This is a genomic window from Inquilinus sp. 2KB_23 (genome assembly GCF_052115705.1).
In the GTDB taxonomy this organism is placed as follows: Bacteria; Pseudomonadota; Alphaproteobacteria; order DSM-16000; family Inquilinaceae; genus Inquilinus; species Inquilinus ginsengisoli_A.
In genome coordinates, this window is record NZ_JBFRHF010000004.1 from 330,558 (window position 1) to 356,057 (window position 25,500).

Consider the following 25,500-nt stretch of genomic DNA (forward strand, 5'->3'; position numbering starts at 1 on the left):
GCAACGCGTCGGCGGGATCGGCCCGTCGTCTCCGCCTCTCGCTCTGGAGCCTCCCAGCCGAGTCTTGGCTGACAGGAAGTCACGGCCGCATGTTCAATTTCTTCGGGTTCCTTTCGGCCGATATGGCCATCGACCTCGGCACGGCGAACACGCTCGTCTACGTCAAGGGACGGGGCATCGTCCTGAACGAACCGTCGGTCGTGGCGATCGCCAATATCCGGGGCAAGAAACAGGTTTTGGCGGTCGGCGACGAGGCCAAGCAGATGCTGGGCCGCACGCCCGGCAACATCACCGCCATCCGGCCGCTGCGCGACGGCGTCATCGCCGATTTCGAGGTGGCGGAGGAGATGATCAAGCATTTCATCCGCAAGGTGCACAACCGGCGCAGCTTCGCGGCGCCGGAGGTGATCATCTGCGTGCCCTCGGGGTCGACCGCGGTCGAGCGCCGCGCCATCCAGGAATCGGCCGAGAGCGCCGGCGCCCGCCGGGTCTACCTGATCGAGGAGCCGATGGCGGCGGCGATCGGTGCCGGGCTGCCGGTGACCGAGCCGACCGGCAGCATGGTGGTCGACATTGGTGGCGGCACCACAGAGGTCGCGGTGCTGTCGCTTGGCGGCATCGTCTATTCGCGCTCGGTGCGGGTCGGGGGCGACAAGATGGATGAGGCGATCATCGCGTACATCCGCCGCAACCATAACCTGCTGATTGGCGAAGGCTCGTCCGAACGGATCAAGAAGGAGATCGGCTCCGCCGCCCCGCCGGAGGATGGCGAGGGCCGCTACATGGAGATCAAGGGCCGCGACCTGCTGAACGGCGTGCCCAAGGAACTGCTGATCTCCGAACGCCAGATCGCCGAGAGCCTGGCCGAGCCGGTCAGCCAGATCGTCGAGGCGGTCAAGGTGGCGCTGGAGCACACCGCGCCGGAACTGGCGGCCGACATCGTCGACAAGGGCATCGTCCTGACCGGCGGCGGCTCGCTGCTCGGCAATCTCGACCTGGTGCTGCGCCACGCCACCGGCCTGCCGGTCTCGATCGCCGACGACCCGCTGACCTGCGTCGCGCTCGGCACCGGCCGCGCTCTCGAAGAGATGAAGACTCTGAAGCACGTGCTGATCAACATGTATTGATCGGCTACGGCATTGGGGTGATAACGAAAAGGGCGGTTCTCCGCCCTCTGGGAATCCGGTCTTCGACGGACGGGACATGCGGGTGATGCAACGGAGCAGACCGGCGGTACGCATCGCGGCGCTGAGGGCCGTGGCGCACCGATTCTCCTTCGGCCTGCTGCTGTTCGCCGCCGTCAGCCTGCTGATGGTCGGCAAGATCGACGCGGTGCTGGTCGACGGCGTCCGCGCCCGCGTGGTCGATGCCGTGGCCCCGATCCTCGACGCCATGTCCCGCCCGGCCGCCAGCGTGGCGCAGCTGGTGTCGGAGTTCCAGTCGCTGTCCGACATCCGCAGCGAGAACGCCCGGCTGAAGCAGGAGCTGGTGGCGCTGCAGCAGTACCAGGACGTCGCCTTCCGGCTCGAAGCCGAGAACCTGACCCTGCGCAACCTGCTGAACTACACCCCGGATTCGGCCCATTCCTTCCTCAGCGCCCGGGTCGTCGCCGACAATGGCGGCGCCTTCGTGCGCAGCCTGACCATCAATCTCGGCTACGACAACGGCGTGCGCGACGGCCAGGCGGTGCTGGGCGGCCGCGGCCTGATCGGCCGCATCGTGCAGACCGGCGAGCACTCCGCCCGGGTGCTGCTGATCACCGACCTCAACGCCCGCATCCCGGTGCTGGTGGAGCGGACGCAGCAGCGCGCCATCATCGGCGGCGACAACACCGACCGTCCGCGGCTCTTGTACCTGCCGCCCGACGCGTCGATCCGGGTCGGCGATCGCATCGTCACCTCCGGCAGCGGCGGCATGTTCCCGGCCGGCCTGCCGATCGGCATCGTCGCCGCCGCCCAGGACAGCATCATCCGGGTCCAGCCGATCGAGCCGCTCGAGGCGGTCAACTACGTCAAGATCGTCGACTTCCACGCGCTCGATCCCGGGATGGCGATGCAGCCGGCCCCGGGGTTCGCGCAATGACCGGCGACCTCCTCCACAAGCTCGACCTCGCCGCCCGCCACGCCGCCCCCGGTGCGGTGACGATGATCCTGGTGCTGGTCGGGGTGACGCCGACGCATCTGCCCTATTACAGCGCGATCGCGCCGATGCTGCCGCTGGCCTCGATCTACTACTGGGGCGTCCACCGGCCCGACCTGATGCCGATGTGGCTGATCTTCACCATCGGGCTGCTGCACGACGTGCTGACCGATTCGCCGATCGGGCTGCATGCCGCGATCCTGCTGCTGTGCCAGTGGGTGCTGCTGCGCCAGCGCCGCTTCCTGGTGGGGCGGCCCTTCGTGGTGCTGTGGGGGGGCTATGCCGCCGTCGCCGTCGGCGTCAGCCTGGTCGAATGGATCGGCACCGGCCTCTACGACCTCGCGGTGGCGCCGGCCCGTCCGGTGCTGGTCCGGACCGTGCTGACCATCGCGCTGTTTCCGCCGCTGGCCTGGCTGTTCATCCAGGTGCATCGCGGCTTCCTGCGCGCAGGGGATTAGGCGATGGATCGCGACGCCGATCGCTCCCGCGGGTTCACCCGCCGCGCCATCGCCCTCGGCGGGCTGAAGCTCGGCCTGCTGGGCGTGCTCGGCGGGCGCCTGTACTACCTGCAGGTCAACCAGAGCGACCGCTACAAGGTGCTGGCGGAATCCAACCGCATCAATATGCGGCTGATCGCGCCGTCACGCGGCCTGATCACCGACCGGTTCGGCACCCCGCTCGCCGTCAATGACCAGAATTTCCGCGTCGTGATGGTGCCGGAGGAGGCGAAGGACCTCCAGGCCGTGCTCGGCCGGCTGAAGCAGAGCGTGCCGCTGACCGACGCCGACTTCGTCCGCATCACCCGCGACGTCAAGCGCCGCCGCGCCTTCGTGCCGGTGACGGTGAAGGAGAATCTGAGCTGGGAGCAGGTCTCCTGGATCGACGTCAACGGGCCGGAGCTGCCCGGCCTGTCGATCGAGGTCGGCGAGTCCCGCCGCTACACTTACGGGGTCGAGACCGCGCACATCATCGGCTATGTCGGCGCCGTGGCCGAGGCGGACCTGACCGGCGAGCCGGTGCTCGGCCTGCCGGGCTTCCGGGTCGGTAAGTCGGGGATCGAGCGGCAGTATGAGGGCGACCTGCGCGGCGCCGCCGGGTCGAGCCAGGTCGAGGTCAACGCCGTCGGCCGGGTGATCCGCGAGCTGAACCGCGAGGAGGGCAAGCCGGGCCAGGAGGTGCGGCTGACGCTCGACCTCGACCTCCAGCGCTATGTGCTGGAACGGCTGAAGACCGAATTCAGCGCCGCCGCCGTGATCATGGACGTGCACAATGGCGACGTGCTGGCCATGGCCTCGCACCCGTCCTACGACGCCAACCTGTTCCCCAACGGCATCAACTCGACCGATTGGCGGCGGCTGGTCGAAGACCCCTACGGCATCCTCAGCAACAAGGTGGTCAACGGCCAGTACCCGCCGGGGTCCACCTTCAAGATCGCGGTGGCCACCGCGGCGCTGGAGGCCGGGGTGACCAGCCCCGACCAGCGGGTCAACTGCCCCGGCTATGTCGATCTCGGCGACCACCGCTTCCATTGCTGGAAGCGCGGCGGCCACGGCGGCATGACCGTGGTCGATGCGCTGGCCCAGTCCTGCGACGTCTATTTCTACGAGATGGCCCGCCGACTGGGGATCGACCGGCTGGCCGAGGGCGCCCGCAAGTTCGGCATCGGCGAGAGGCTCGGCATCGACCTGCCGAACGAACGCCCCGGGCTGATGCCGGACAAGGCGTGGAAGGAAGGGGCCATGGGCACCTCCTGGCAGCAGGGCGAAACGCTGATCGCCGGCATCGGCCAGGGCTATGTGCTGGCGACGCCGCTGCAACTCGCCACCATGACCGCCCGGCTGGTGAATGGCGGCAAGGCGGTGGTGCCGCGGCTGACCGTGGGGATCGGCGCCAACGCCACGCCGGAGGCGCCGGACTTCCCGTCGATGGGCTTCGCCAAAGGCCATATCGACACGGTGATCGACGGCACGGTGGCGGTGATGAGCCGCGGCACCGGCAAGCGGTCGCAGATCAAGCAGAAGGGCATGGAGATGGGCGGCAAGAGCGGCACCAGCCAGGTCCGCCGCATCACCATGGCCGAGCGCGCCGCCGGCGCCACCGGCGACGACTGGCCCTGGGCCCAGCGCCACCACGCCTGGTTCGTCGCCTACGCTCCCCTGGGCGCGCCGCGCTACGCCTGCTCGGTGCTGGTCGAACATGGCGGCGGCGGCAGCGAATACGCGGCGCCGATCGCCCGCGACATCCTGCAGGAATGCCAGAAGCGGGAGTCCGGACGGCGGCTGGTTTCGGGCACGCCGGGCGAGGCCGACGACAAAGGCTGAGCTTTCGTGAAGAAAGGGTTGCAACCCGGCCGGGCGGCAGCTATATCACCGGCCGTCCCAAGCAAGCGGGCGCATAGCTCAGTTGGTAGAGCAGCTGACTCTTAATCAGCGGGTCGTAGGTTCGAGCCCTACTGCGCCCACCAGCTTGCGGAACATGACCGGGGCCCCACAGATTGTGGGGCCTTCGTCGTTTCAGGGTCTCGTGCCGCCGCGGATGATCCGCAGCGGCATCCGCGGATGCGGTCGATCTCCTCCAGGGTCAGCGCCCGGACCGCGATCGGGTTGGCATGAAGCAGATCTCCGTGACTCCCAGTCTGGGATCGGCGTCCGCTGATGGTTCAGCCGGGGCGCCGCTGCAGGGCCGCCTCGATGCGCTGCAGACGGCTCAGCGCGGAGGCCAGGGTGGCGCAGAGCAGCCACAGGATCAGGCCCGACAGGACCGCGGCGACGGCGATGGTCCAGGCCTGGACCACCAGATGTCGGCGCAGCCCCGGCCCGTCGCCGATCATGTCGGCGAGGGCCGTGATCCGGGCGTCCGGCATCGCCAGCATGTCGGCGGGCCGGTCGGGGATCAGGGCGGCGAACTGGCCGAGCATGTCGGCCGTGCCCAGCAGCCGGGCGGCGAAGACGTAGCCGACCAGCGCCCCCGCGATGAACAGCATGGCCCCGATGGCGTGCAGGGCGACGGCCAGGCCGGGCATGCGCACCTCGGCGGGGTCGCGGCTGGTCAGCGGGCGCCGGTCCTTGGACGCTTGAAGCATCGATCCCCCCCGATCGGCCCGCCGCAGGGGATGGCGGGCCAGCGACAGCCCCCGGCCGTCAGTCGGAGTGTAAGGTGCGCCGCCCGTCCGCGCATTCGGGTTTTGAGGGGGCTGGCCCGCCGGGTCAGGCGCCCTGGCGCCGGTATTCGCCGGGCGACAGGCCGGTGGTGCGGGAGAACAGGCGGCTGAAGGACGCCGGGTCCTGGTAGCCGACACGGTAGCAGATCTCGGCGACGCCGAGCTTGGTTCCCTCCAGCAGGTCCTTGGCCGCCTCCAACCGCCGGTCCTGGATCCATTTCCCCGGTGTGGTCTGCAGCTCCTCGACGAAGCGGCGCGACAGCGTCCGGGGCGACAGCCCGAGCCGGGCGGCGAGGAAACCGAGGTCGAGCGTCGGCAAATTCCCCTCGGCCAAGGCGGCCAGCCGGTCCCGGAACGGCTGCTCGCCCGTATGCGGGATGTCCTCGAGCGGGAACTCATAGGGGCTCTGGAACTGACGTGACGGCGGCAGGACCAGCAGCTTGCGCACGATCCGCTCCTCCTTGACGAAGCCGAGATCCTTGAGCAGGGCCTTGGCCAACTCCAGCCCCGAGAAGCCGCCGCCGCAGGTGTAGACCCGGCCCTGGCGCACCAGCAGCCGGGACGGGTCCCAGCGCACCCGGGGGAAGCGCCGCAGCGCGTCGGTCTTCAGCCACCAGGAGATGGTGGCGCGCCGGCCATCCAGCAGGCCGGCATCGGCCAGGAAATAGCCGGCGCCGCAATGGGCGGCGATGATCGCGCCCTGCTGCAGCGCCTGGGCGATCACGGGCTGGGCGTCCGGGCTCTCCGCCGCCAGCGCGCGCAGCAGCGCCGGCACCTCCAGCCCGGGCATCGCCAGCAGCACCAGCACGTCGATCGGCTTCGAGGGGGCGGCCACCGTGGCGAAGGAGATGCCGGAGGTGGCGGTCGAGACCGGCGTCCGGGCCACGAATTCGACCGAGAACACTGGCGCCCGCCGGAGGCTGTTCACCAGCTCCAGCATCTCGACCAGCGTCGCCGCGACCGCGGAATAGAAGGTCGAGGGTAGCCAGATCACGACATGGATCGATTTCGACATCCCGGCCCGCTGTCCCGTCTTCGCGAAGGGTGGCAAGTTTAGCATGGAGATTGTCAGATCTGCCAATTCAGAGACGTCTTCGACCGTCCTAGGGTCTCGGCATCCGGCTCCGGCCGTCCCCCTGTCGAGGTTCGCATGACCAGGTTCGCCCTTGCCGCCGTCGCCCTGACCCTGGCCGCCGCAGCGCCGGCCGCCGCCGAGCCGCCGGGGCTTCCGGCCGGGTTCGAGAGCCGGATGATCGCCGTCCCGGGCGCCGAGATCTTCGTCCAGTCCGGCGGGGCCGGCGATCCGGTGGTGCTGCTGCACGGCCATCCCGAAAGCGGCGACATGTGGGGACCGCTGGCCGCTGTGCTGGCCCGGGACCACACCGTCATCGTGCCCGACCTCCGCGGCCTCGGCCGGTCCTCGCGCCCGGCGGGCGGCTATGACGCCCGGACCCAGGCCGGGGATATCCGCGCGGTGGTCCAGGCACTGGGCTTCGACCGCGCCGTCCTGGTCGGCCACGACCTCGGCGGCATCGTCGCCTATGCCTATGCCGTGCGGTATCCGGATGCGGTGAGCCGACTGGTGTTCATGGAGGCGCCGATCCCCGGCGTCGGTCCCTGGGATGAGGTGCTGGCGATCCCGGCCCTGTGGCACTGGAACTTCGGCGGGCCCGACGCCGAGCGCCTGGTGGCGGGTCGCGAACGCATCTATTTCGACCATTTCTGGAACGCCTTCGCCGCCGACCCGGCGAAGATCGGCGACGACACCCGCGACCATTACGCCGCGCAATACGCGGCCCCGGGCGGCATGCGCGCCGCCTTCGCCCAGTTCGCCGCCTTCGGCCAGGACGCCCGCGACAACGCGATGCCGGGGCAGGGGACGCTCGCCATGCCGGTGCTGGCGGTCGGTGGGGAGAAGGCCTTCGGCGCCTATCCCGCCGCCTTCATGCGCAGCGTCGCCAGCGATGTGAAGGCGGTGGTGCTGCCGGGCACCGGCCACTGGCTGATGGAGGAGGCCTCCGACGCAACCGTCGCGCTGGTGCGCGGCTTCATCGACGGCGAATGACCACCCCCCATCCCGTTGGCGGAGAAGACCATGAAGGCGATCGTGTTCGACGAGATCGGGCCGCCGAAGCAGGTGCTGTTTCTGGCCGATGTGCCCATGCCGGCGATCGGCGACGGCGAGGCGCTGGTGCGGATGGTGTCGGCCTCGATCAATCCCGGCGACTTCCTGTTCATCCAGAACCTCTATCCCGAGCCGAAGAAGCCGCACTTCCCGCGCCAGATCGCGGGCAACCACGGCGCCGGCATCATCGAGGCGGCAGGGCGCGACGTGGCGCTGGCGCCCGGCACCCTGGTGGCGTTCAGCCATGAGAAGGTCTGGGCGGAGTATGCGGCGGTGCCCGCGGAATGGCTGATCCCGCTGCCGCCGGACTATCCGGCCGAGCGGGCCGGCCAGCTGATGAATCCGATCACCGCCTGGGACCTGGTGACGGAATCGGGCGTCCGGCCCGGCCAATGGCTGGCGGTCACGGCCGGCTATTCGACCATCTCGACCCTGGCGCTGCAATTCGCCCGGCGGCGCGGCGCGAACGTCATCGCCGTGGTCCGGCGCATCCATTCCGGGCGGGACCTGCGGGACCTCGGCGCGGCCGCGGTGATCGACCTGTCGGAACCGGCCCTGGATCTCGAGGCGCGGGTGAGGGCGATCACCGGCGGGGCCGGGCTGCATGGCGTGATCGACAATGTCGGCGGCCCGGCGACCGGCGCGCTGATCCGCAGCCTCGCCTTCGGCGGCCAGGTGGTGGTCAATGGCGGCATGAGCGCGGAGCGGTTCGAGCTGCACAATTTCGACCTGCTGCTCAAGGGCGCGGCGATCAGGGCCAGCGTCTACCGCTACTTCTTCTCGCCGCCGGTCGCCGACGACGCGGCGATGCTGCGCGAGGTGGTCGAGGTCTTCGGCCGGCCCGACTTCCTGGTCCCGCTCGGCGGCGTCCACCCGCTCGACGATGTCCGGCAGGCCATTGCCGAAAGCTGGGACCGTCCCGATCGCGGCAAGCGCCTGTTCAGGATGTAGCCGGCACCGGCGCCGGCTGGGTGGCGTAGCCGACATAGAGCGGATGCTTGGGCGACCCGTCGGCGGTGATGGCGAGGGCATGGGGCACCACCCCGGCCTCCGTCAGCATCCGCAGCAGCGACCGGCCCCAGCCGGGGCGCACGGCCTCGCAATGCCGGCCCCAGCCGCAGACCACCAGCGCCGCGGCCCGGGCGGCCTCCACGATCGCCTCCGGGTTGCCGGGGCCGACCGGGTCGGGCTCGGCGTAGAGCGCCTTCGGGTCGGTCGAGCGCAGGGCGAAGGCGTTGGTGACGATCAGCCCGCCATAGCCCATGGCCCGGGCCCGGCGTTCGCAGCGTTCGACCGTCGGGTCGTTCTTGATCTCGTCGGCGGTGGACGGGTTCAGCAGCAGGAAGTTGGCCGGCGCGACCGACCGGTCCCAGCGCCGCCACAGCAGGGTGCGATAGCGCCCGCAGGCGCTGAAGGTGGCGCCGCGGTCGATGAACAGGTCGGGCTCGGCCATGACGGTCTCCGATCGGGATCGGCCGTTCTTAGCCCAGCCACCCGGCGCCGTCCTGCCTTAATCGTGGGGGCCGCGGGCGCGTTGCCCCCGCCGAGGCCTAGTCGCGCGCCAGCGCCACCACCGGGTCGAGGCGCGAGGCGTTGCGGGCCGGCCAATAGCCGAAGACGACGCCGATCAGGCTGGAGCACAGGAAGGCGGCAACGATCGAGGCGGGGGAGTAGATCAGCCCGACGATCGGGACGGCGGCGCTCACCAGCGCACCCAGGCCCAGGGCCAGGGCGATGCCCAGCACGCCGCCGATCAGGCACACCAGAACCGCCTCGATCAGGAACTGCTGCAGGATGTCCCCTTGCCGGGCACCCACCGCCATGCGCACGCCGATCTCGGACACCCGCTCCGACACCGACACCAGCATGATGTTCATCACCCCGATGCCGCCGACCATCAGCGAGATCACCGCGATGCCGGCGATCAGCAGCGTCAGCAGCTGGGTGGCGCCGCTGATGGTCCGGCGGATGTCGTCGGTGTTGAGGATGAAGAAGTCCTTGGTTCCGTGCCGCTGGGTCAGGAACCGGGTCACTGCCGCCTCCGCCAGATCCGTGCTCACGTCGTCGGCGACGCGGACGGTGATGCTGCGCAGCGAGGTGTTGCCCATGAAGCGGGCCTGGACCGTGGTGTAGGGCAGGTACAGCGACAGGTTCTGGCTGCCGCCGAAGCCGCCCTGCTGGGTCTCGACCACGCCGACCACCCGGCCCGGCACCTTGCCGATCAGCAGGATCTGGCCGAGCGGATCCTCGCCCGGGTCCGGGAACATCGTCCGGGCCGTCTCCTCGTCGATCACCACGTCCTGCGACAGCGACCGCGCGCCGTCGGGATCGAACAGCCGGCCGCGCAGCAGCTTGGTGCCGCGCACCGTGAAGTACTGGGCGCCGACGCCGTTGACCAGGGCGGTGGATTCCCGCGCGCCATAGCGCACGGTGCTGCTGGTCGACACCGTCGGGGTGACGCCGGCGACATAGGGCTGGCGCGCCAGCTGGTCGGCATCGGCCACCACCAGCGTCGTCACCTTGGCCGACCGGACGTCGCCGAAATCCTTGCCGGCGAAGACCTCCAGCGTGTTGGTGCCGAGGTTGGAGATCTCGGCTAGCACCCGCGCTTGAGTGCCCTGGCCCAGCGCCACCATGCAGACCACCGAGGCGATGCCGATGATGATGCCCAGCATGGTCAGCACGGTGCGCAGGCGGTGGGCGTTCATCGCCAGCAGCGCCATGCGGAAGGCCTCGCGCAGCCGGTTCAGGAAGGCCCGCCACGGGCGCATCGGTGCGCCCTGCGCCCGCAGCCGGGGCGCTGCTGCGGCGGTGCCCTCGGCCGGGGTCCGGCTGTCGGAAACGATGGCGCCGTCGCTGATCTCGATGATGCGCTGCGCCCGGCTGGCCACCGCCATGTCATGGGTGACGATGATCACCGTCCGCCCCTCGGCCTGCAGCTCGGCCAGGATGCGCAGCACCTCCTCGCCGCTGTGCCGGTCCAGGGCGCCGGTCGGCTCGTCGGCCAGCACCACGTCGGCGCCGTTCATCAGCGCCCGGGCGATCGACACGCGCTGCTGCTGCCCGCCCGACAGTTGGCCCGGCCGGTGGCCGATGCGGTCCGCCATGCCCAGCCGGCCCAGCAGCGCGGCCGCCCGGGTGTGGCGCTCCCCCACGCGATAGCCGGCATAGACCGCGGGAATCTCGACATTGCCCAGCGCCGTCAGCTCGCCCAGCAGGTGATAGCGCTGGAAGATGAAGCCGAAATGCTCGCGCCGCAGCGCCGCCAGCTCGTCGGGCTCCAGCGCCGCGGTCTCCCGGCCGCGGATTCGGTAGCTGCCGGCGGTGGGCCGGTCGAGGCAGCCCAGGATGTTCATCAGGGTGGACTTGCCGGAACCCGAGGCGCCGACGATCGCCACCATCTCGCCCGCCTCGATGGTCAGGTCGATGTCGCGCAGCGCCGCGATCGTGCCGTCGCCCGACGGGAACTCGCGCCACAGGCCGCGCAGGACGATCAGCGGTTCGGCCATCGCGATCAACCCCCGGGCGGGCCGGGAGGGCCGGAGGAGCCGGCGGCGGCCGGCTCCAGCCCGCCGGTCACCACCCGCTCGCCCGCGGCCAGCCCCGACCGCACCTCGGCGATGGTCTTGTCGTTCAGGCCGATCCGGACCTGGCGTGGCTGGGTGGTGCCGTCGGCGCCGACGACCTGGACGGTCTGGCTGCCGTCGGCGGCGCGGGCGCCCAGGGCGGCGGATGGGATGGTCACCACGCCCTTGGCCCGGCCCAGCACGATGTGCACCTCGGCGGTCATGTAGGTGCGCAGGTGGCCGTCGGCATTCGGCACGTCGAAGGTGCCGATGTAGTAGATCGCGGAGGAGGTCGAGGACGACGAGCTGCTGCTGGAGGACGAGGTTGTGGTCGTGCTGAAGCTGGAATCGTTGCGGATCGATTCCGGCGCCGGCTCGATCGAGGTCAGCGTCGTCTCGTAGCGCTGCTCGCGGTCGCCCAGGATGGTGAAGTAGACCGGCTGGCCGGGCCGCACGGCGACGACGTCGGCTTCCGAGATCTCCGCCCGCACGATCATGGTGTCGAGGTCGCCGAGCACGACGATGGTCGGGGTGGACTGGACGGCATTCACCGTCTGCCCTTCCTGGCTGACGATCGCCAGCACGGTGCCGTCCGACGGGGCGGTGATCCGGGTGTAGCCGAGGTCGACCTGCGCGGTCTCGATCGCCACCTGGCCCTCGACGATCTGGGCGTCGAGCTGCTCGATCTGGGCCTGGGTGACATCGACGCCTGCCTGCGCCGATTCGAGATCCGCCTGGGACGCCGCGCGCTGTGCGGTCATCGCCTTCTGCCGGGCCAGGGTCAACCGGTTCAGCGTCAGCGTCGCCTCCTTCTCGGTGCGCTGCGCCTGTAGGTTGGCCAGCGACGCCTGGGCCGTGCGCAGCGCGTTCTGCTGGGTCAGGCTGTCGATCTCCGCCACCAGGTCGCCCTTGGCCACTTTCTGGCCCAGCGCGACCTTGACCGAGGTGATGCGGCCGGATGCCTGGGCGCCGACCGCGACCAGCCGCGCCGGCTTCAGCGTGCCGGTGGCCAGCACGGAATTCTCGACGTCGCCGATCGCGGCCACCGCCGTCATCTGGGGGGCGGCAGGCGTCGGCGACAGCCAGTGCCGCGCCGCCAGGCCACCGGCGGCGAGCAGGGCCAGAACCACGGCGATGGCGACGAGCCGCCCTCGTTTGCGGCGAGGGCGGGGCGGGGGCGTGGTGGTGCCGGTAACGATGGGTACGCTCCGCATCCGGTGACAAGGCCCGTGCAGGCCGGGCGGTGGGCGGGCCCTTATATCCGGGATCGAACGCTCGCGTATGTCTCAGCGTTGCCGAAGTCGGAATTTTTGTAACCCGATGTATCCCGCGCCCCGTCCCGCCTCACTCATCCGGGCCCAGCGACCACAGCTGCGCCTCCGCCCGGTCCAGACCGAGCGACAGCAGGGCGGTGATCTCCTCCTCGCGCAGCCCCTGCTCCAGGGCCCGCCAGCGCAGCTCGCAGCGCCGCACCGCATCTTCGAGGTCGGCTTCGGACCGGATGTCCCGGATCGGACGCATGGGGCGGACGGCTCCTCTGGCTTCGGGACGGGGACTGCTTCGCGGTGGGATTCGACGCAGCGAATCCATCGGCATCGACGCGGCGTATCTCGCGACCATCGGGGCTCTCGCTGGGTTTTTGTTCTCTCTTTGTTCTATACAAGAAGGCGGCCGGAGTCGAGTCCGGAGAACGCCGGGCAGGGCTGCCGAAAGAACGATCGGAGAGGGCGGACCGCAACCCCGAGGCCGGACCGTCAGGGCGTCCAGCGGTGACTCTACGCTTTGGCCCGGTCGACCAGGTAGAACAGCAGCTTGGGCTTGTAGGGGATGACCTGCACCGTCTTGAAGCCGGCATGGCGCAGCAGGGCCGCCAGCTCGACCGAGTTCAGCGAATTCACCCAGCCCAGCTTCCAGCGGTCGCGCCCGATGTTGCGGTCCTGCGGATGGTAGGTCAGCAGGGCGCGCGGCACCGCCAGGCGCAGGCGGCGCAGGAAGCGGGGCAGGTCGTAGATGTACTCCAGCACGCCGAGGCCGAACGCCATGTCGGCGTCGACGGCGGGGAAGGGTTCCTTGTTGATGTCGCAGACGATGGTCCGCTCGTCGCGGCGGACGCAGTCGAGCGGCAGGTAGGCGCAGCCCTCCGGCAGCAGGGCCTCGAGGGCCATGCTGCCGCAGCCGATGTCCAGCACCCGCATGCCCGGGCGGGCATGGGCGACGGCGGCGCGGGCCCGCTCGGTCCAGGAGTCGAGCTTGCCGAGATCCTCCTGCGCCCAGCGGTCGATCAGCGTGGCCCGCCGCTTCGCCGCCTCGATCGTCGCCCGGCGCCGCTCCTCGCCATCGCGATCCTCCGCCCAATCCGCCATCGGCCCGTGGCCTCCAAGTCTGGTTTCTGTCCGGGACGGCGCAAGGCGGTCAGCCGGCCGCCGCCGCAGCGCATTCCTTGATCAGCGTGGCTCGGGCGGGGGAGGCGCCATCCGTCGGCCAAGGCTCCAGCCCGAGCTGGCGGCGGCCGAGATCGGTCAGATCGGCCTCGCCGCCGCGGCCCCGATAGGCCTTCTCGCGATGCTCCGGCGAGAAGTCGGGCGGGGTCTCGCCCGCCAGGAAGCGGCCCCGCTGCCGCGCCGCATACTCCGCGTTCTTGGCGCAGAGCGGGCCGGCGCCGATGAACATCACGCTGGAATAGTCGGTGCCGCGATGCTCGTCGCCGACCGCATGGATGCAGTCGGGGTGCCACCACACGGTGTCGCCCGGCTCGGCGTGCGGGATCGAGACCTGGGCGTCGATCAGCGGCTGGTGCCATTGCGGCAGGATCGCCTGCGCCTTGCCGCGGCCGGCGCCGCAGATCACATCCTCCGGCACGTCGTCGAGCAGCGGCCGCAGCAGCAGGTAGGCGACCGAATGCTTGATCATCGGCACCACCTGCAGCGTGCCGTCGTTCTTGCCCTGGCCGGTCAGCGCCAGCCAGCCCTGGTAGGAGCGGAAGAAGGTGCTGGTGTTCGGCGCCGGGAATTCGCGCGCCTCGACCCGGAACTCGCCGTCGAACGGGTCGTGCCGCTCCCAGTCGCCGGCGAAGATGCGGCGGTAGACGCGACGGTAGCCGGGGTCGAGCCAGCGCTCGACCGACCCGCCATCCATGTGCGGCGACAGGCCCAGCGTGGTGTCGCCCGGCTGGCGGCGGCGCACCCGGTCGGCATAGGCGACCTCGCGGTCGGGGTCGAAGAACAGCTTGCCGGCCGTCGCCTCGTCGCCGGTGTCGGCAAAGCGCCACAGCCGGTTCAGGAAGCGCCGGGCCGCCGCCATGTTCGGATGCTGCCGGGCCTCGACCTGCGGCCGCGACCAGTAGATGGCGAAGATCTGCGGGGTCTTGGCGCTCAGCCCGCCGAAATATTTCTGCAGGTTGCCGTCGTCCTTCTGGGCGGCGTAGCCGTTGCTGTCGATGTAGCCGGCGACGGCCTCGTTCCAGCGGGCGATCTGGTCGCGGTCGACGGTGCCGCGGATCAGCGCGGCGCCGCGGCGGTGGATATCCGCCACCTGCGCGGCCGGGACGCGGTTCTCGACGATGTCGGCAAAGCGCACGACGGGGATGGTCGGCTGCCCCTTGGCGTCGGCCTCGCGGATCGCATCGGCCTCGCGCCGCACCGCCTCGTCCAGCCGTGCCCACACCCCGGCAACGTCGCCGATCGCGGCCCGGATCTCCCGCTTCGCCGAGCGGATCTGGGTGGCGTCATCGATCTCGATCATCCTGCCACTGCCTTGCCGGAGGGTCCCATCGACGGCGCAGCCTGCACGCGGCTGTCGTCCGGGTAAAGAGGCGGTCTATAAGGGGGCTGCATGTCCGGGGGAGGGTGGATCATGGCGCGCATCGCGGTCGGCGGATTCCAGCACGAAACCAACAGCTTCGCCGCGGTGAAGGCGGATTTCACCCAGTTCGAAACCGCCGATGGCTGGCCCGGCCTGTCGCGCGGCGCGGCGCTGGAGCCGGCGCTGGCCGGGATCAACCTGCCGGCCGCCGGCTTCCTCGACGCGGCCACCGCCGCCGGCCACAGCATCGCGCCGCTGCTGTGGTGCTCGGCCTCGCCCTCGGCCCCGGTGACCGACGACGCGTTCGAGCGGATCACGGCGATGCTGGCCGCGGATCTGCGCGCCGCCGGGCCGGTCGACGCGGTCTATCTCGACCTGCACGGTGCCATGGTCACCGAGAGCATCCCGGACGGGGAGGGCGAGATCCTGGCCCGGATCCGCGCCGTGGTGGGGCCGGACCTGCCTGTCGTGGCCAGCCTCGACCTGCACGCCAACGTCACCCGGCGGATGGTCGACCTGGCCGACATCCTGGTGCCCTACCGCACCTATCCGCATGTCGACATGGCCGAGACCGGGGCGCGAGCGGCGGCGCTGCTCGACCGCATGCTGGCGGGATGGCGGCCGGGCAAGGCGTTCCGGCAGACGGAGTTCCTGATCTCGCTGGTGGCGCAGTGCACGCTGGCGGCGCCGGCCCGGGACCTCTACGAGCTCTTGGCCGATCTCGAGCACCGCCACGGCGTCTCGCTCGGCTTCTCCATGGGCTTCCCGGCCGCCGACTTCGCCGATTGCGGGCCCAGCCTGGTCGGCTACGGCGCTGATGCCGCCGCCCTGGCCGCGGCCACCGATGAGCTGATGGCCGCGATCGCCGCGGCCGAGCCCGATTTCGTGCCGGCCCTGCTGCCGCCCGATGCGGCGGTGGCGGAGGCCCGGCGGCTTGCCGCCGGCGCAAGGCGGCCGGTGGTGCTGGCCGACACCCAGGACAATCCCGGCGGCGGCGCCGAATCCGACGGCGTGGTGCTGCTCGACGCCCTGATCCGCGGCGACGCGCAGGGCGCGGTGCTGGGCGTGCTGGCCGATGCCGCGACGGCCGCGGCGGCGCATGCCGCCGGCATCGGCGCGGTGCTGGACCGCGGCATCGGCGCCGGCAGCGCCTATGGCGGCCAGCAGCCGCTGCAGGGGCGGTGGACGGTCGAGGCGCTGGGCGACGGCCGCTTCACCGGCACCGGGCCGTTCTATGGCGGCAACCGCATGCAGCTGGGCCCGATGGCGCTGCTGCATCATCCCGGCGGGGTCCGGGTGGTGGTGTCCAGCCGCAAGCAGCAGGCGGCCGACCAGGCGATGTTCCGCCATCTCGGGGTGGAGCCCTCGGCGCAGAAGATCCTGGCCTTGAAGAGCTCGGTCCATTTCCGCGCCGATTTCGGGCCGATCGCCGAGGCGGTGCTGGTGGTCGAAGCACCGGGCCCGAACCTGGCCGACCCGGCGGCGCAGCCCTTCACCCGGCTGCGCGACGGGGTCCGGCTGCGGCCGTTGGGGCCGGTGTTCCGACGGGGCTGAGGCCTATTCCGCCGGGGCGTGGCCGGGGACCGGGCCGCCCTTGACGGCGCTGCCCTTGCCGCCGCGGCGGACCCAGCGGCCGAAGGACAGGGCGCCGTGGGTCAGGTCCTCGACATAGAGGTACAGGACCGGGGTGATGTAGAGCGTCAACATCTGCGACACGATCAGGCCGCCGACCACGGCCAGGCCCAGCGGCTGGCGCAGCTCGGCGCTGGCACCCTGGCCGACCGCGATCGGCAGGGCGCCCATCAGCGCCGCCATCGTCGTCATCATGATCGGGCGGAAGCGCAGGGTGCAGGCGCGGTAGATCGCGTCGCGCGCGGGCATGCCCTCGGTGCGCTGCGCGTTCAGGGCGAAGTCGATCATCATGATCGCGTTCTTCTTGACGATGCCGATCAGCATCAGCACGCCGATGATCGCGATCACCGACAGGTCGGTGCGGAACAGCATCAGCGTGCCCAGGGCGCCCATCGCCGCCGAGGGCAGGCCGGAGAGGATCACCAGCGGGTGGGTGAAGCTCTCATACAGGATGCCGAGCACGATGTAGATCGTCAGCACCGCGCCGAGCAGCAGCAGCCCCTGGTTCTGCAGCGACTGCTGGAACACCTGGGCGTTGCCGGCATAGGCGGTGGTGATGGTCACCGGCAGCCGGATCTCGCTCATGATCTGGTCGATCTGCGCCGTCGCGTCGCTGAGCGACTTGCCGCCGGCGACGTTGAACGATATGGTGACCGCCGGCAGCTGGCCCTGCTGGTTGACCGAGAGCGGCCCGGCGGTGCGCGCCACCGTGGCGAAGGCGCCGAGCGGCACCAGGCTGCCGTTCGAGGACCGGACATAGATCTTGTCGAGCGAGTCGGCCGCCCAGGGGAAGGCGGGGTCGAGCTCGAGGATCACCTCATAGCTGTCGACCGCGGTGAAGATGGTCGAGATCTGCTCGGTGCCGAAGCCGCCATAGAGGGTCGAGCGCAGCGCGTCGCTGGTGACGCCGAGCTGGGCCGCCTTGTCGCGGTCGACGTTCAGCGTGGCCTGCAGGGCGCTGAGCTGCAGGTCGCTGACCACGTCCTGCAGCACCGAGGACTTGCGCATCTCGGTCGTCATCTTGCCGGCCCAGTTGTACAGCTCCTGCTGGTTCAGGCCCTGCATCACGAACTGGTACTGGCTGGAGGAAGAGCGGCCGCCGACGCGCAGGTTCTGCACCGGCACCATGTAGCTGTCGATGCCCGAGACCTGGCCCAGCTGGCGGCGCAGGTCCGAGATCACGGTGTCCAGCGGCGGGCGCTGCTCCTTCGGCTTCAGCTGCACGAACAGCCGGCCGGAATTCATGGTGCCGCCATAGCCGTTGGTGCCAATGCTGGATACCACGTCCTGGACATAGGGCGACTTTCGGAACACGTCGCGGACCTGGCTCTGCAGCCCGGCCATGGCGTCGAAGGACACGTCCTGGCGCGCCTGGGTGGTCACCGAGATCTGGCTGAGGTCCTCGGTCGGGAAGAAGCCCTTGGGGATGCTGGTGAACAGGAACCAGGTGGCGAAGATGGTGCCGAAGAACACCAGCAGCATCACCGGCCGGTGCGCCAGGCACCAGCGCAGGGTACGGGAATAGCCGCCGAGGATGGCCTGGAAGCCGCGCTCCAGAGTCCGGCCGATCAGGCCCTCCGGCTTCTCCTCGTCATGGGTGTGCAGGAAGCGCGAGCACATCATCGGTGTCAGCGTCAGCGAGACGAAGGCCGACGCCGCGATCGACATGGTCACGACCACGGCGAACTCGTTGAAGATGCGCCCGACCACGCCGCCCATCAGCAGCACCGGGATGAACACGGCGACCAGCGACAGGGTGATCGACAGGATGGTGAAGCCGATCTCGCGGCTACCCTTCAGCGCCGCCTCGAAGGGCTTCATGCCCTCCTCGATGTAGCGGACGATGTTCTCGAGCATGACGATGGCGTCGTCGACCACAAGGCCGACCGACAGGGTCAGGCCCAGCAGCGAGATGTTGTCGATCGAGAAGCCGCACAGGTACATGCCGGCGATGGTCGCCACCAGCGAGATCGGCACCGTCACCGTTGGGATGATGGTGGCCGACAGCCGCCGCAGGAACATGAAGATCACCATGACCACCAGCGCGATGGTCAGGCCGAGGGTGAACTGGACGTCGGTCACCGCCTGGCGGATCGAGGTCGACCGGTCGTTCAGCACGTTGATCTTGGCCGAGGGCGGCATGTCGGCCGTGAACTTCGGCAGCAGGTCCTTGACCGCGTCGACGATGGCGACGGTGTTCGCATCGGGCTGGCGCTGGACCGCCAGCACGATCGACCGGTTCTGGCCGAACCAGCTGGCGGTCTGGTCGTTCTCGACGGAATCGATGACCTTGGCGACGTCGCCCAGTCGCACCGGCATGCCGTTGGGCGATGCCACGATCAGGTCGGCGAAGGCCTTGGCGTCGTACATCTGGGTGTCGGCCTGCAGGATCAGCTGCTGATGCGGCCCCTGCAGGGTGCCGACCGGGGTGTTGACGTTGGCGGCGGCGACGGCCTTCTGGATGTCGTCCAGGCTGATGCCGCGGTGGTTCAGCGCGTCGGGGTCGATCTGGATGCGGACGGCGTATTTCTGGCTGCCGTAGATCTGCACCTGGGCGACGCCGGTCAGGGTCGACAGGCTGGGCGAGATCACCTGCTCGGCATAGGCGTCGAGGGTCGACAGCGGCAGCGTGTCGCTGCTGATCGACAGCAGCATGATCGGCGCGTCGGCCGGGTTGACCTTGCGGTAGCTCGGCGGCGAGGTCATCTCGATCGGCAGCTTGCGCTGCACTGCCGTGATCGCCGACTGGACGTCGGCCGCGGCCGCGTCGATGTCGCGGTTCAGGTCGAATTCCAGGGTGATGGTGGTCGACCCCTGGGTCGAGGTCGCGCTCATCGACTGGATGCCGGAGATGGTCTCGAACTGCTTCTCCAGCGGGGTGGCGACCGAGCTCGCCATGGTGTCCGGGCTGGCGCCGGGCAGGCTGGCCGAGACGTTGATCACCGGGAAGTCGGTGTTCGGCAGTGCCGCGATCGGCAGCTGGCCGAAGGCGAACACCCCCGCCAGCACCATCGCCGCGGTCAGCAGCGTCGTCATCACCGGGCGGCGGATGCACAGCTCGGACAGGTTCATGGCCGTATCTCCGGAGCCGGGCTCAGGTCGGGCTGGAAGCCGAGGCGACGCCGTTGGCGGGCGGGGTGGTGGGATGCGCCGCACCCGCGGCATCCTTCTCGGTGATCCGGCTGCCTTCCATCAGGCGCAGCTGGCCTTCGGTCACCACCTTCTCGCCGGGCTTCAGCCCCTGGGCGACCACCGCGGTGTCGCCGACCGTCCGCGCCACCGTCACCGGCCGCACCTCGGCGGTGCCGTCCGCCCGGGCGACGAAGACGAAGGCGCCATTCTGCCCGGCCTGCAGCGCGACGGTGGGGACGGTGATGGCGTCGTCTTGGGTGCCGAGCTGCAACTGGACCCGGACGAACTGTCCCGGCCACAGCGCGAAGCCGGCATTGGCGAAGGTGCCCTTCAGCGGGATGGTGCCCGACTTGGTGTCGACCGTGCTGTCGATGAAGGTCAGCTGGCCGCTGGCGATATGGGTCTTGCCGTCATTGTCGAAGGCATCGACCTTGGGCGGGGTCGGGCTGGTGATCGCCGTGCGCACCGCGTCCAGGTTCCGCTCCGGCACCGTGAAGGCGATGCGGATCGGCGTCATCTGGGTGATGGTGACCAGGCTGGTGACCGCGCCGCTGTTGGCGTTGCTGTTGGTGGTGTTGGCCTTGACCAGGTTGCCCGCGGTCACCGACACGACGCCCAGGCGGCCGGTGATCGGCGCCTTGATCTGGGTGTAGGACAGAGTCAGCTGGGCCTGGTCGAGATTGGCCTGGTCGGCCGCGACGCTGGCCTCGGCCCGCTTCGACGCGGCCATGGCCAGGTCGAAGGCCTGCTGCGACACCGCACCGGTCTTGACCAGCGGCCGGTCGCGCTCGACATCCGCCGCGGTCTGGTCGCGGTCGGCCTGGTCCTTGGCGAGGTTGGCCTGGGCCAGGGCGACCGCCGCCTTGGCCGGCTTGTCGTCGAGGGTGAACAGCAGGTCGCCGGACTGGACGGTCTGGCCGTCGGCGACATGGACCTGCATCACCTGGCTGTCGATGCGGGAGGTGACCAGGACGGTCGAGATCGGCTCGACCGTGCCGATCTCCTCGATGCTGGTGGCGACCGGCTTCTGCACGGCGGCGACGGTGACGACGGGGATGGCGCGGCCGCCGGCCGCGGTCTTCGACCCGGCCTGGGCGCTGCCGCCGGCGTCGGCGGTCCTGCCGCTGCGCTCGATCGCGTCCGCGTTGCCAAAGCGCTGCCACGCAACGGCAGCAATGGCAATGCCGAGGACCGCGACGACCCCCACAACCGAGCGCTTCATGGCTTGTTTCCCAGCAGCCGGGCGCACCACAGGAGATCGTGTCCCACCCCGGTGCCTGCAAGACATGTACGGCTTTTGTGCACTGCACTGCAGTTAATAATTTTCAATGCGGCACATTCGACGGAATGCAAAGTGTCGCACGAGTAAGGGATACCGGCGCAGCCGTATCCCGATGTTCCCCCTCTGTCATTGCCCGGCTTGACCGGGCAATCCAGGGGCCACGGGGAGCTGTTCTGGCCGCCCCTGGATGCCACGGTCGAGCCGTGGCATGACAAGGTGCGAGGGCTGGTTCGCGCCGTGAAGGGCGGGCTTACAGCCGGCCGTTCACCGCGTCGACGAACACGGCGCGCAGGCCCTCGGCATCGACCGGCTTGGCGTTGCTGCCGGTCGACGGATCGGCCTCGGCCATGCGGCCGATCTCCTCCGCCCGGTTGTCGCCGATGCCGATCTCCTTCAGCGTGTGCGGGATGCCGATCTCGCGGCGCAGGTCCAGCATCCAGATCAGGGCGCTGTCGAAGCCCGGCTTGGACATGCCGACATAGCGGCCCAGCCGCACCATCTTGTCCTCGATGGCATCGCGGTTGTGCACCATGCAATAGGGCATCAGGATGCCGTTCAGCAGGCCGTGATGCGCGTCGTACAGCGCGCCCAGCGGGTGGGCGAGGGAGTGGATCGACCCCAGTCCCTTCTGAAAGGCGGTGGCGCCCATGCTGGCGGCCACCAGCATGTTGCTGCGCGCCTCGATGTTGCGACCGTCCTTGACCGCCACCGGCAGCCAGTCGCGGATCAGGCGGATGCCCTCCAGCGCGATGCCGTCGGCCATCGGATGGAAGCCGGGGGCGCACAGCGCCTCCAGGCAATGCGCCAGCGCGTCCATGCCGGTGGCGGCGGTGACCTTGGCCGGCAGGCCGACTGTCAGCTCGGGATCGGCGATGACCACGACCGGCAGCATCTTCGGGTGGAAGATGATGCGCTTCACATGCGCGTCTTCATCGGTGATGACGCCGGCGCGCCCGACCTCGGAGCCGGTGCCGGCGGTGGTCGGGATGGCGATGACAGGGGCGATCTTCGACGCATCGGCGCGGGTCCACCAGTCGCCGATATCTTCGAAATCCCATAGGGGGCGGGACTGGCCGGCGTGGAAGGCGACCGCCTTGCCGGCGTCCAGCGGGCTGCCGCCGCCGAAGGCGATGACGCTGTCATGCCCGCCGGCGCGGTAGGCCGCGACGCCGTCGGCGACGTTCTTGCCCGTCGGGTTCGGCTTCACGTCGCTGAACACCGCTGTCGGGATGCCGGCGGCCTCGTTGGCGGCGACGGCGTCGATGATCATCGGCAGCTTGGCCAGGCCGGGGTCGGTCACCAGCAACGGCTTCTTCAGGCCATAGGCCTTGCACAGATCTGGCAGTTCCTTGATCCGGCCGGGGCCGAACTTCATCGCGGTCGGGTAGTTCCAGTTGCCTTTGAGCATCGGTGGACTCGCTCGGACTTGGTTGTGAAAGCCCCCTTTGTCGTCATCACCGGGCTTGACCCGGTGATCCAGGGGCCATTGAGAGCGGTGCTTGCCGCCCCTGGATGCTCGGGTCAAGCCCGAGCATGACAGGAGAGGGGAGGGCGCCGCTCAGGGCAGCCGCAGGTGGAACGACTTCGGCCGGGTCAGGTAGTCGTAGCCGAGCGCCGACAGGGTGCAGCCGCGGCCGGAATCCTTGACGCCGGTCCAGGCCAGGGCCGGGTCCAGATAGTCGCAGCGGTTCAGGAACCAGGTGCCGGTGGCGACCCGGTCGCCGATGGCGATGGCGGCGTCGACGTCGCGGGTGAAGACCGACGCGGTCAGGCCGTAGGGGCTGTCGTTCATCAGCCGCACCGCCTCGTCGTCCGACGCCACCTTCATGATGCCGACGACCGGGCCGAAGCTCTCCTCCGACATCACCCGCATCGAATGGTCGACGCCGGTCAGGATCTGCGGCGCCAGGTAGGGTGTGCCCACCTTGTCGGCGGCGAAGCCCTTGGCGTCGATCAGGGCGCGGGCGCCCTGGCGCACCGCCTCGGCGGTCTGGCCGCGCACGAAATCGGCGGCGGCGGCCCGCACCATCGGCCCCAGCGTCGTCGCCTCCTCGGTCGGGTCGCCCAGGACGTATTGCCGGGTCAGCTCGACCGCGCCCTCGACGAAGGCATCGTAGACCGCCTCATGGACATAGATCCGCTCGATGCCGCAGCAGGACTGGCCGGAGTTGAAGAAGGCGCCGTCGACCAGGGTCTCGACCGCATGCCTCAGGTCGGCGTCGGCGCGGACATAGCCCGGGTCCTTGCCGCCGAGCTCCAGCCCGACGCCGATGAAGCGGCCGACCGCGGCCTCCTCGACCGCGCGGCCGCCCGGCACCGATCCGGTGAAGGCGACGAAGTCGACCGCGCCGCTGCCGATCATCTTGGCCGTGGTCTGGTGGTCGGCATGGATGTGCTGGAACACGCCGGCCGGCAGTCCGGCCAGAGCTTCGCCGAAGCGCTCGGCGCAGAGCGGGGTCTGGTGCGAATGCTTCAGGATCACCGTGTTGCCGGCCAGCAGCGCCGGCAGCACCGCGTTGACCGCGGTGAGATAGGGGTAGTTCCACGGCGCGACCACGAAGACGGTGCCCAGCGGGTCGCGCCGGATGAAGCGGCGGAAGCCCTCCTTCGGCCCGACATCGATGTCGGCCAGCGCCTGTTCGGCCACGCCGATCATGTAGCGCGACCGCTCTTCGAAGCCGCGGACCTCGCCGGGGGTGTAGCGGATCGGCCGGCCCATCTGCCATGTGATCTCGGTCGCGATCTCCGGCCCGGCGGCGACGAAGGCGTCGACCGCGGCCGACAGCAGGCGCGCCCGCTCGGCCAGCGGCACGGCACGCCAGCCGGCCTGGGCGGCGCGGGCGCGGGCCAGCGCCGTTTCCGCCTCGGCTTCGGTCGCCAGGGGGCGTTCGACATAGACGCCGCCGTTCACCGGCGTGATGGTCTTCAGGATCATGGTCATTCAGTCACTCTCGGGCGGTCATCTCGACGAGGTCGCGCGGCGCGCATCTTGGGGCCATCGCCCCGGATTTCCCAAGAGCGATCCGGGCATGGCGTGCACGGCGCGCGGCGCATGGCCGGATGAAGCCACAGGCGATGCCACAGAATCCCTCATGCCGGCGGGAGACGGATTGACAGATCCGCGCCGGCGGGCCTACCGCGGGGAAAACCGGGAGACGCAGATGTCCGACACCATCGACCTCGACGCGGCCGCGGGCTTCGCGGCGGAGCTGGCCGACGCCGCCCGGCCGATCGCGCTGCACTGGTTCCGCACCCCGCTCGACATCGAGCGCAAGGGCGACGAAAGCCCGGTCACCATCGCCGACCGGGCGATCGAGGACGAGTTGCGGGCCCGCATCCGCGCCGCGTATCCCGACCATGCCATCCTGGGGGAGGAGCGGGGGCAGGAAGGCTCCGGCCGCTACACCTGGGTGATCGATCCGATCGACGGCACCAAGAGCTTCATCACCGGCCTGCCGCTGTTCGGCACGCTGATCGCGCTGGCCGATGCCGGCCGCCCGGTGCTGGGCGTGATCGACGCCCCGGCGACCGGCGAGCGCTGGGTGGGCACCGCGGCCGGCACCCGCTTCGGCGGCGCGCCGGCGCGGGCCAGCGGCTGCCGCAGCCTGGCCGAGGCGCGGCTCTACACCACCTCGCCGGACTTCTTCGATGCGGCGACCTGGCCGCGCTACGACGCGCTCAGCCGCAAGGCCGCGTTCCGGCGCTTCGGCGGCGACTGCTACCCCTACGGGCTGCTCGCCTCCGGCCATTGCGACCTGGTGATCGAAGCCTCGCTGCAGCCCTACGACTTCATGGCCCTGGCGCCGGTGATCGAAGGTGCGGGCGGGGTGATCACGGATTGGGAGGGGCGCCCGCTGACCATCGCCTCCGGCCCCCGCGTCATCGCCGCGGCGACGCAGGAGCTGCTGGACGAGGCGCTGGGGCTGCTGAACGGCTGAGCCAGGTCACGAGCCGGGCAGCAGATGGGCCGCCCAGAACGAGAGCTGCCCCCAGGGCAGGACGTAGCCGGCGAAGTGGACCGGACCGGCGACCACCAGATCCCAGGGCGTGGCCAGTGGCGTCAGCAGCTTGGCGAACTGGAAGAGCATGGGGGACCTTCCGCTACGCCAGCCGAAGGATCTCATCGACCGTCGCCGGCACCGGCCCGGTGGTGTCGATCTCGTGATGGGCGGCCTGTCTCAGCAGCGGCTCGATCATCGCGATCAGCTCGCCGACCTTCCGCCGTTCCTTCGCGGTGCTGCCATAGCCGTCGGCGGATCGTGCCGTGAGCCGTGCCATGATGGTGTCGACCGGGGCGGAGAGCAGGATCACCGTTTCGATCAGGGGGAACAGCCGGCCCATGTTCTCGGCGCAACCGCTGATGAACAGGGGCCCGTCCCGCGGCGTGGAGAGGAGGTCGCGGACGCGGTCCTCCCGCCACACCCAGTCCTGACCTTCGGCCGGGGTCAGCCCGTCCGGGGGGGCGGCGTCGACCCAATGCGACCATTCCGGCGTGTCGAGATCGAGAGCCCGACAGCCTCGCGCGGCCAACTCCTGGATCACTGCGGACTTCCCGGTTCCGGACATGCCCGTGATCAGCACGCGCTTCATGTTCGCCTCCCCCCGGCCGATCGGCAGGCATCTATACCATCGGAGCTCGTTCATGCCCCAGGGCCCTGCCGGA

At 70.1% G+C, this 25,500-nt stretch carries 22 protein-coding genes and 1 tRNA gene; 9 read left to right on the top strand and 14 right to left on the bottom strand.

Annotated elements, in window-relative coordinates:
- The first annotated feature begins 89 nt into the window (after positions 1–89).
- The 5 genes from AB4112_RS07505 (at position 90) to AB4112_RS07525 (ending at position 4,603) form a co-directional block, all read left to right on the top strand.
- Positions 90–1,127: a rod shape-determining protein gene (locus AB4112_RS07505; RefSeq protein ID WP_309792550.1), complete on the top strand. Its 1,038-nt coding sequence runs from the start codon at positions 90–92 to the stop codon at positions 1,125–1,127.
- 85 nt (positions 1,128–1,212) lie between these two features.
- Positions 1,213–2,082, top strand: a complete 870-nt coding sequence (gene mreC / locus AB4112_RS07510; RefSeq protein ID WP_309792549.1) for a rod shape-determining protein MreC — start codon at positions 1,213–1,215, stop codon at positions 2,080–2,082.
- Positions 2,079–2,597 (top strand): rod shape-determining protein MreD, encoded by a 519-nt coding sequence (mreD, locus tag AB4112_RS07515; RefSeq protein WP_309792548.1) that lies wholly within the window; start codon positions 2,079–2,081, stop codon positions 2,595–2,597. Before mreC ends, mreD begins: the two co-directional genes overlap by 4 nt.
- A gap of 3 nt (positions 2,598–2,600) precedes the next feature.
- Complete coding sequence (mrdA, locus tag AB4112_RS07520) at positions 2,601–4,460, top strand: penicillin-binding protein 2 (protein WP_309792547.1); 1,860 nt, start codon at positions 2,601–2,603, stop codon at positions 4,458–4,460.
- Between the two features lie 67 nt (positions 4,461–4,527).
- Positions 4,528–4,603 (top strand) — tRNA-Lys (locus tag AB4112_RS07525).
- A gap of 195 nt (positions 4,604–4,798) precedes the next feature.
- Here the strand turns inward: AB4112_RS07525 and AB4112_RS07530 are convergent.
- Complete coding sequence (locus AB4112_RS07530) at positions 4,799–5,221, bottom strand: hypothetical protein (protein WP_309792546.1); 423 nt, start codon at positions 5,219–5,221, stop codon at positions 4,799–4,801.
- A gap of 124 nt (positions 5,222–5,345) precedes the next feature.
- A complete protein-coding gene (locus AB4112_RS07535) occupies positions 5,346–6,314 on the bottom strand; it encodes a GlxA family transcriptional regulator (protein WP_441718253.1) in 969 nt (322 codons plus the stop codon).
- Between the two features lie 135 nt (positions 6,315–6,449).
- Between AB4112_RS07535 and AB4112_RS07540 the strand changes: the two genes are divergently transcribed.
- Together AB4112_RS07540 and AB4112_RS07545 are read left to right on the top strand one after the other, a co-directional pair.
- Positions 6,450–7,364 carry an alpha/beta fold hydrolase gene (locus AB4112_RS07540; RefSeq protein WP_441718256.1) on the top strand — a complete coding sequence of 305 codons (915 nt, stop codon included), beginning with the start codon at positions 6,450–6,452 and terminating at the stop codon, positions 7,362–7,364.
- Between the two features lie 30 nt (positions 7,365–7,394).
- The gene (locus tag AB4112_RS07545) at positions 7,395–8,375 is read left to right on the top strand and encodes a quinone oxidoreductase family protein (protein WP_441718259.1); all 981 of its coding nucleotides are present in this window, start codon (positions 7,395–7,397) and stop codon (positions 8,373–8,375) included.
- Here AB4112_RS07545 and AB4112_RS07550 read toward each other — a convergent pair.
- From AB4112_RS07550 to AB4112_RS07575, 6 genes are all read right to left on the bottom strand, one after another.
- Positions 8,365–8,877, bottom strand: a complete 513-nt coding sequence (locus tag AB4112_RS07550) for a DUF1643 domain-containing protein (protein ID WP_441718262.1) — start codon at positions 8,875–8,877, stop codon at positions 8,365–8,367. The genes AB4112_RS07545 and AB4112_RS07550 overlap by 11 nt on opposite strands.
- Before the next feature lie 97 nt (positions 8,878–8,974).
- Positions 8,975–10,933 (bottom strand): MacB family efflux pump subunit, encoded by a 1,959-nt coding sequence (locus AB4112_RS07555; protein ID WP_441718263.1) that lies wholly within the window; start codon positions 10,931–10,933, stop codon positions 8,975–8,977.
- A gap of 5 nt (positions 10,934–10,938) precedes the next feature.
- Complete coding sequence (locus AB4112_RS07560) at positions 10,939–12,120, bottom strand: efflux RND transporter periplasmic adaptor subunit (RefSeq protein WP_441718266.1); 1,182 nt, start codon at positions 12,118–12,120, stop codon at positions 10,939–10,941.
- A gap of 214 nt (positions 12,121–12,334) precedes the next feature.
- Positions 12,335–12,511, bottom strand: a complete 177-nt coding sequence (locus tag AB4112_RS07565) for a hypothetical protein (protein ID WP_309792539.1) — start codon at positions 12,509–12,511, stop codon at positions 12,335–12,337.
- A 254-nt stretch (positions 12,512–12,765) separates the two neighbouring features.
- Positions 12,766–13,353 carry a methyltransferase domain-containing protein gene (locus AB4112_RS07570; RefSeq protein ID WP_309792538.1) on the bottom strand — a complete coding sequence of 196 codons (588 nt, stop codon included), beginning with the start codon at positions 13,351–13,353 and terminating at the stop codon, positions 12,766–12,768.
- Positions 13,354–13,402: 49 nt separating this feature from the next.
- Positions 13,403–14,731, bottom strand: coding sequence for a YbiU family protein (locus AB4112_RS07575; RefSeq protein ID WP_441718269.1), 1,329 nt, complete (start codon positions 14,729–14,731; stop codon positions 13,403–13,405).
- A 111-nt stretch (positions 14,732–14,842) separates the two neighbouring features.
- On the opposite strand from AB4112_RS07575, the gene AB4112_RS07580 reads away from it, so the two are divergent.
- On the top strand, positions 14,843–16,345 hold the full coding sequence (locus AB4112_RS07580) for a M81 family metallopeptidase (RefSeq protein WP_441718272.1): 1,503 nt from the start codon (positions 14,843–14,845) through the stop codon (positions 16,343–16,345).
- 3 nt (positions 16,346–16,348) lie between these two features.
- Here the strand turns inward: AB4112_RS07580 and AB4112_RS07585 are convergent, their stop codons facing one another.
- From AB4112_RS07585 to AB4112_RS07600, 4 genes are all read right to left on the bottom strand, one after another.
- Positions 16,349–19,495, bottom strand: a complete 3,147-nt coding sequence (locus AB4112_RS07585; protein ID WP_441718274.1) for an efflux RND transporter permease subunit — start codon at positions 19,493–19,495, stop codon at positions 16,349–16,351.
- A gap of 22 nt (positions 19,496–19,517) precedes the next feature.
- A complete protein-coding gene (locus AB4112_RS07590; RefSeq protein WP_441718277.1) occupies positions 19,518–20,777 on the bottom strand; it encodes an efflux RND transporter periplasmic adaptor subunit in 1,260 nt (419 codons plus the stop codon).
- Positions 20,778–21,087: 310 nt separating this feature from the next.
- The gene (locus tag AB4112_RS07595) at positions 21,088–22,245 is read right to left on the bottom strand and encodes an iron-containing alcohol dehydrogenase (protein WP_309792533.1); all 1,158 of its coding nucleotides are present in this window, start codon (positions 22,243–22,245) and stop codon (positions 21,088–21,090) included.
- 150 nt (positions 22,246–22,395) lie between these two features.
- Positions 22,396–23,778 (bottom strand): aldehyde dehydrogenase family protein, encoded by a 1,383-nt coding sequence (locus AB4112_RS07600; RefSeq protein WP_309792532.1) that lies wholly within the window; start codon positions 23,776–23,778, stop codon positions 22,396–22,398.
- 220 nt (positions 23,779–23,998) lie between these two features.
- On the opposite strand from AB4112_RS07600, the gene hisN reads away from it, so the two are divergent.
- A complete protein-coding gene (gene hisN / locus AB4112_RS07605; protein ID WP_309792531.1) occupies positions 23,999–24,775 on the top strand; it encodes a histidinol-phosphatase in 777 nt (258 codons plus the stop codon).
- 6 nt (positions 24,776–24,781) lie between these two features.
- Here the strand turns inward: hisN and AB4112_RS07610 are convergent, their stop codons facing one another.
- Both AB4112_RS07610 and AB4112_RS07615 read right to left on the bottom strand, forming a co-directional pair.
- The gene (locus AB4112_RS07610; RefSeq protein WP_309792530.1) at positions 24,782–24,925 is read right to left on the bottom strand and encodes a hypothetical protein; all 144 of its coding nucleotides are present in this window, start codon (positions 24,923–24,925) and stop codon (positions 24,782–24,784) included.
- A 13-nt stretch (positions 24,926–24,938) separates the two neighbouring features.
- Positions 24,939–25,427, bottom strand: coding sequence for an AAA family ATPase (locus tag AB4112_RS07615; protein WP_309792529.1), 489 nt, complete (start codon positions 25,425–25,427; stop codon positions 24,939–24,941).
- Positions 25,428–25,500: the final 73 nt, after the last annotated feature.

Excerpts from the sequence above, each read along its gene's own strand:
- AB4112_RS07600 (WP_309792532.1), bottom strand. The coding sequence starts at position 23,778 with ATGACCATGATCCTGAAGACCATCACGCCGGTGAACGGCGGCGTCTAT.
- AB4112_RS07555 (WP_441718263.1), bottom strand. The coding sequence starts at position 10,933 with ATGGCCGAACCGCTGATCGTCCTGCGCGGCCTGTGGCGCGAGTTCCCG.
- AB4112_RS07545 (WP_441718259.1), top strand. The coding sequence starts at position 7,395 with ATGAAGGCGATCGTGTTCGACGAGATCGGGCCGCCGAAGCAGGTGCTG.
- AB4112_RS07575 (WP_441718269.1), bottom strand. The coding sequence starts at position 14,731 with ATGATCGAGATCGATGACGCCACCCAGATCCGCTCGGCGAAGCGGGAG.
- AB4112_RS07590 (WP_441718277.1), bottom strand. The coding sequence starts at position 20,777 with ATGAAGCGCTCGGTTGTGGGGGTCGTCGCGGTCCTCGGCATTGCCATT.
- mreD (WP_309792548.1), top strand. The coding sequence starts at position 2,079 with ATGACCGGCGACCTCCTCCACAAGCTCGACCTCGCCGCCCGCCACGCC.
- AB4112_RS07550 (WP_441718262.1), bottom strand. The coding sequence starts at position 8,877 with ATGGCCGAGCCCGACCTGTTCATCGACCGCGGCGCCACCTTCAGCGCC.
- AB4112_RS07570 (WP_309792538.1), bottom strand. The coding sequence starts at position 13,353 with ATGGCGGATTGGGCGGAGGATCGCGATGGCGAGGAGCGGCGCCGGGCG.
- AB4112_RS07530 (WP_309792546.1), bottom strand. The coding sequence starts at position 5,221 with ATGCTTCAAGCGTCCAAGGACCGGCGCCCGCTGACCAGCCGCGACCCC.
- AB4112_RS07540 (WP_441718256.1), top strand. The coding sequence starts at position 6,450 with ATGACCAGGTTCGCCCTTGCCGCCGTCGCCCTGACCCTGGCCGCCGCA.
- AB4112_RS07535 (WP_441718253.1), bottom strand. The coding sequence starts at position 6,314 with ATGTCGAAATCGATCCATGTCGTGATCTGGCTACCCTCGACCTTCTAT.
- AB4112_RS07565 (WP_309792539.1), bottom strand. The coding sequence starts at position 12,511 with ATGCGTCCGATCCGGGACATCCGGTCCGAAGCCGACCTCGAAGATGCG.
- AB4112_RS07585 (WP_441718274.1), bottom strand. The coding sequence starts at position 19,495 with ATGAACCTGTCCGAGCTGTGCATCCGCCGCCCGGTGATGACGACGCTG.
- AB4112_RS07505 (WP_309792550.1), top strand. The coding sequence starts at position 90 with ATGTTCAATTTCTTCGGGTTCCTTTCGGCCGATATGGCCATCGACCTC.
- AB4112_RS07580 (WP_441718272.1), top strand. The coding sequence starts at position 14,843 with ATGGCGCGCATCGCGGTCGGCGGATTCCAGCACGAAACCAACAGCTTC.
- AB4112_RS07610 (WP_309792530.1), bottom strand. The coding sequence starts at position 24,925 with ATGCTCTTCCAGTTCGCCAAGCTGCTGACGCCACTGGCCACGCCCTGG.
- hisN (WP_309792531.1), top strand. The coding sequence starts at position 23,999 with ATGTCCGACACCATCGACCTCGACGCGGCCGCGGGCTTCGCGGCGGAG.
- mrdA (WP_309792547.1), top strand. The coding sequence starts at position 2,601 with ATGGATCGCGACGCCGATCGCTCCCGCGGGTTCACCCGCCGCGCCATC.
- AB4112_RS07615 (WP_309792529.1), bottom strand. The coding sequence starts at position 25,427 with ATGAAGCGCGTGCTGATCACGGGCATGTCCGGAACCGGGAAGTCCGCA.
- AB4112_RS07595 (WP_309792533.1), bottom strand. The coding sequence starts at position 22,245 with ATGCTCAAAGGCAACTGGAACTACCCGACCGCGATGAAGTTCGGCCCC.
- mreC (WP_309792549.1), top strand. The coding sequence starts at position 1,213 with ATGCAACGGAGCAGACCGGCGGTACGCATCGCGGCGCTGAGGGCCGTG.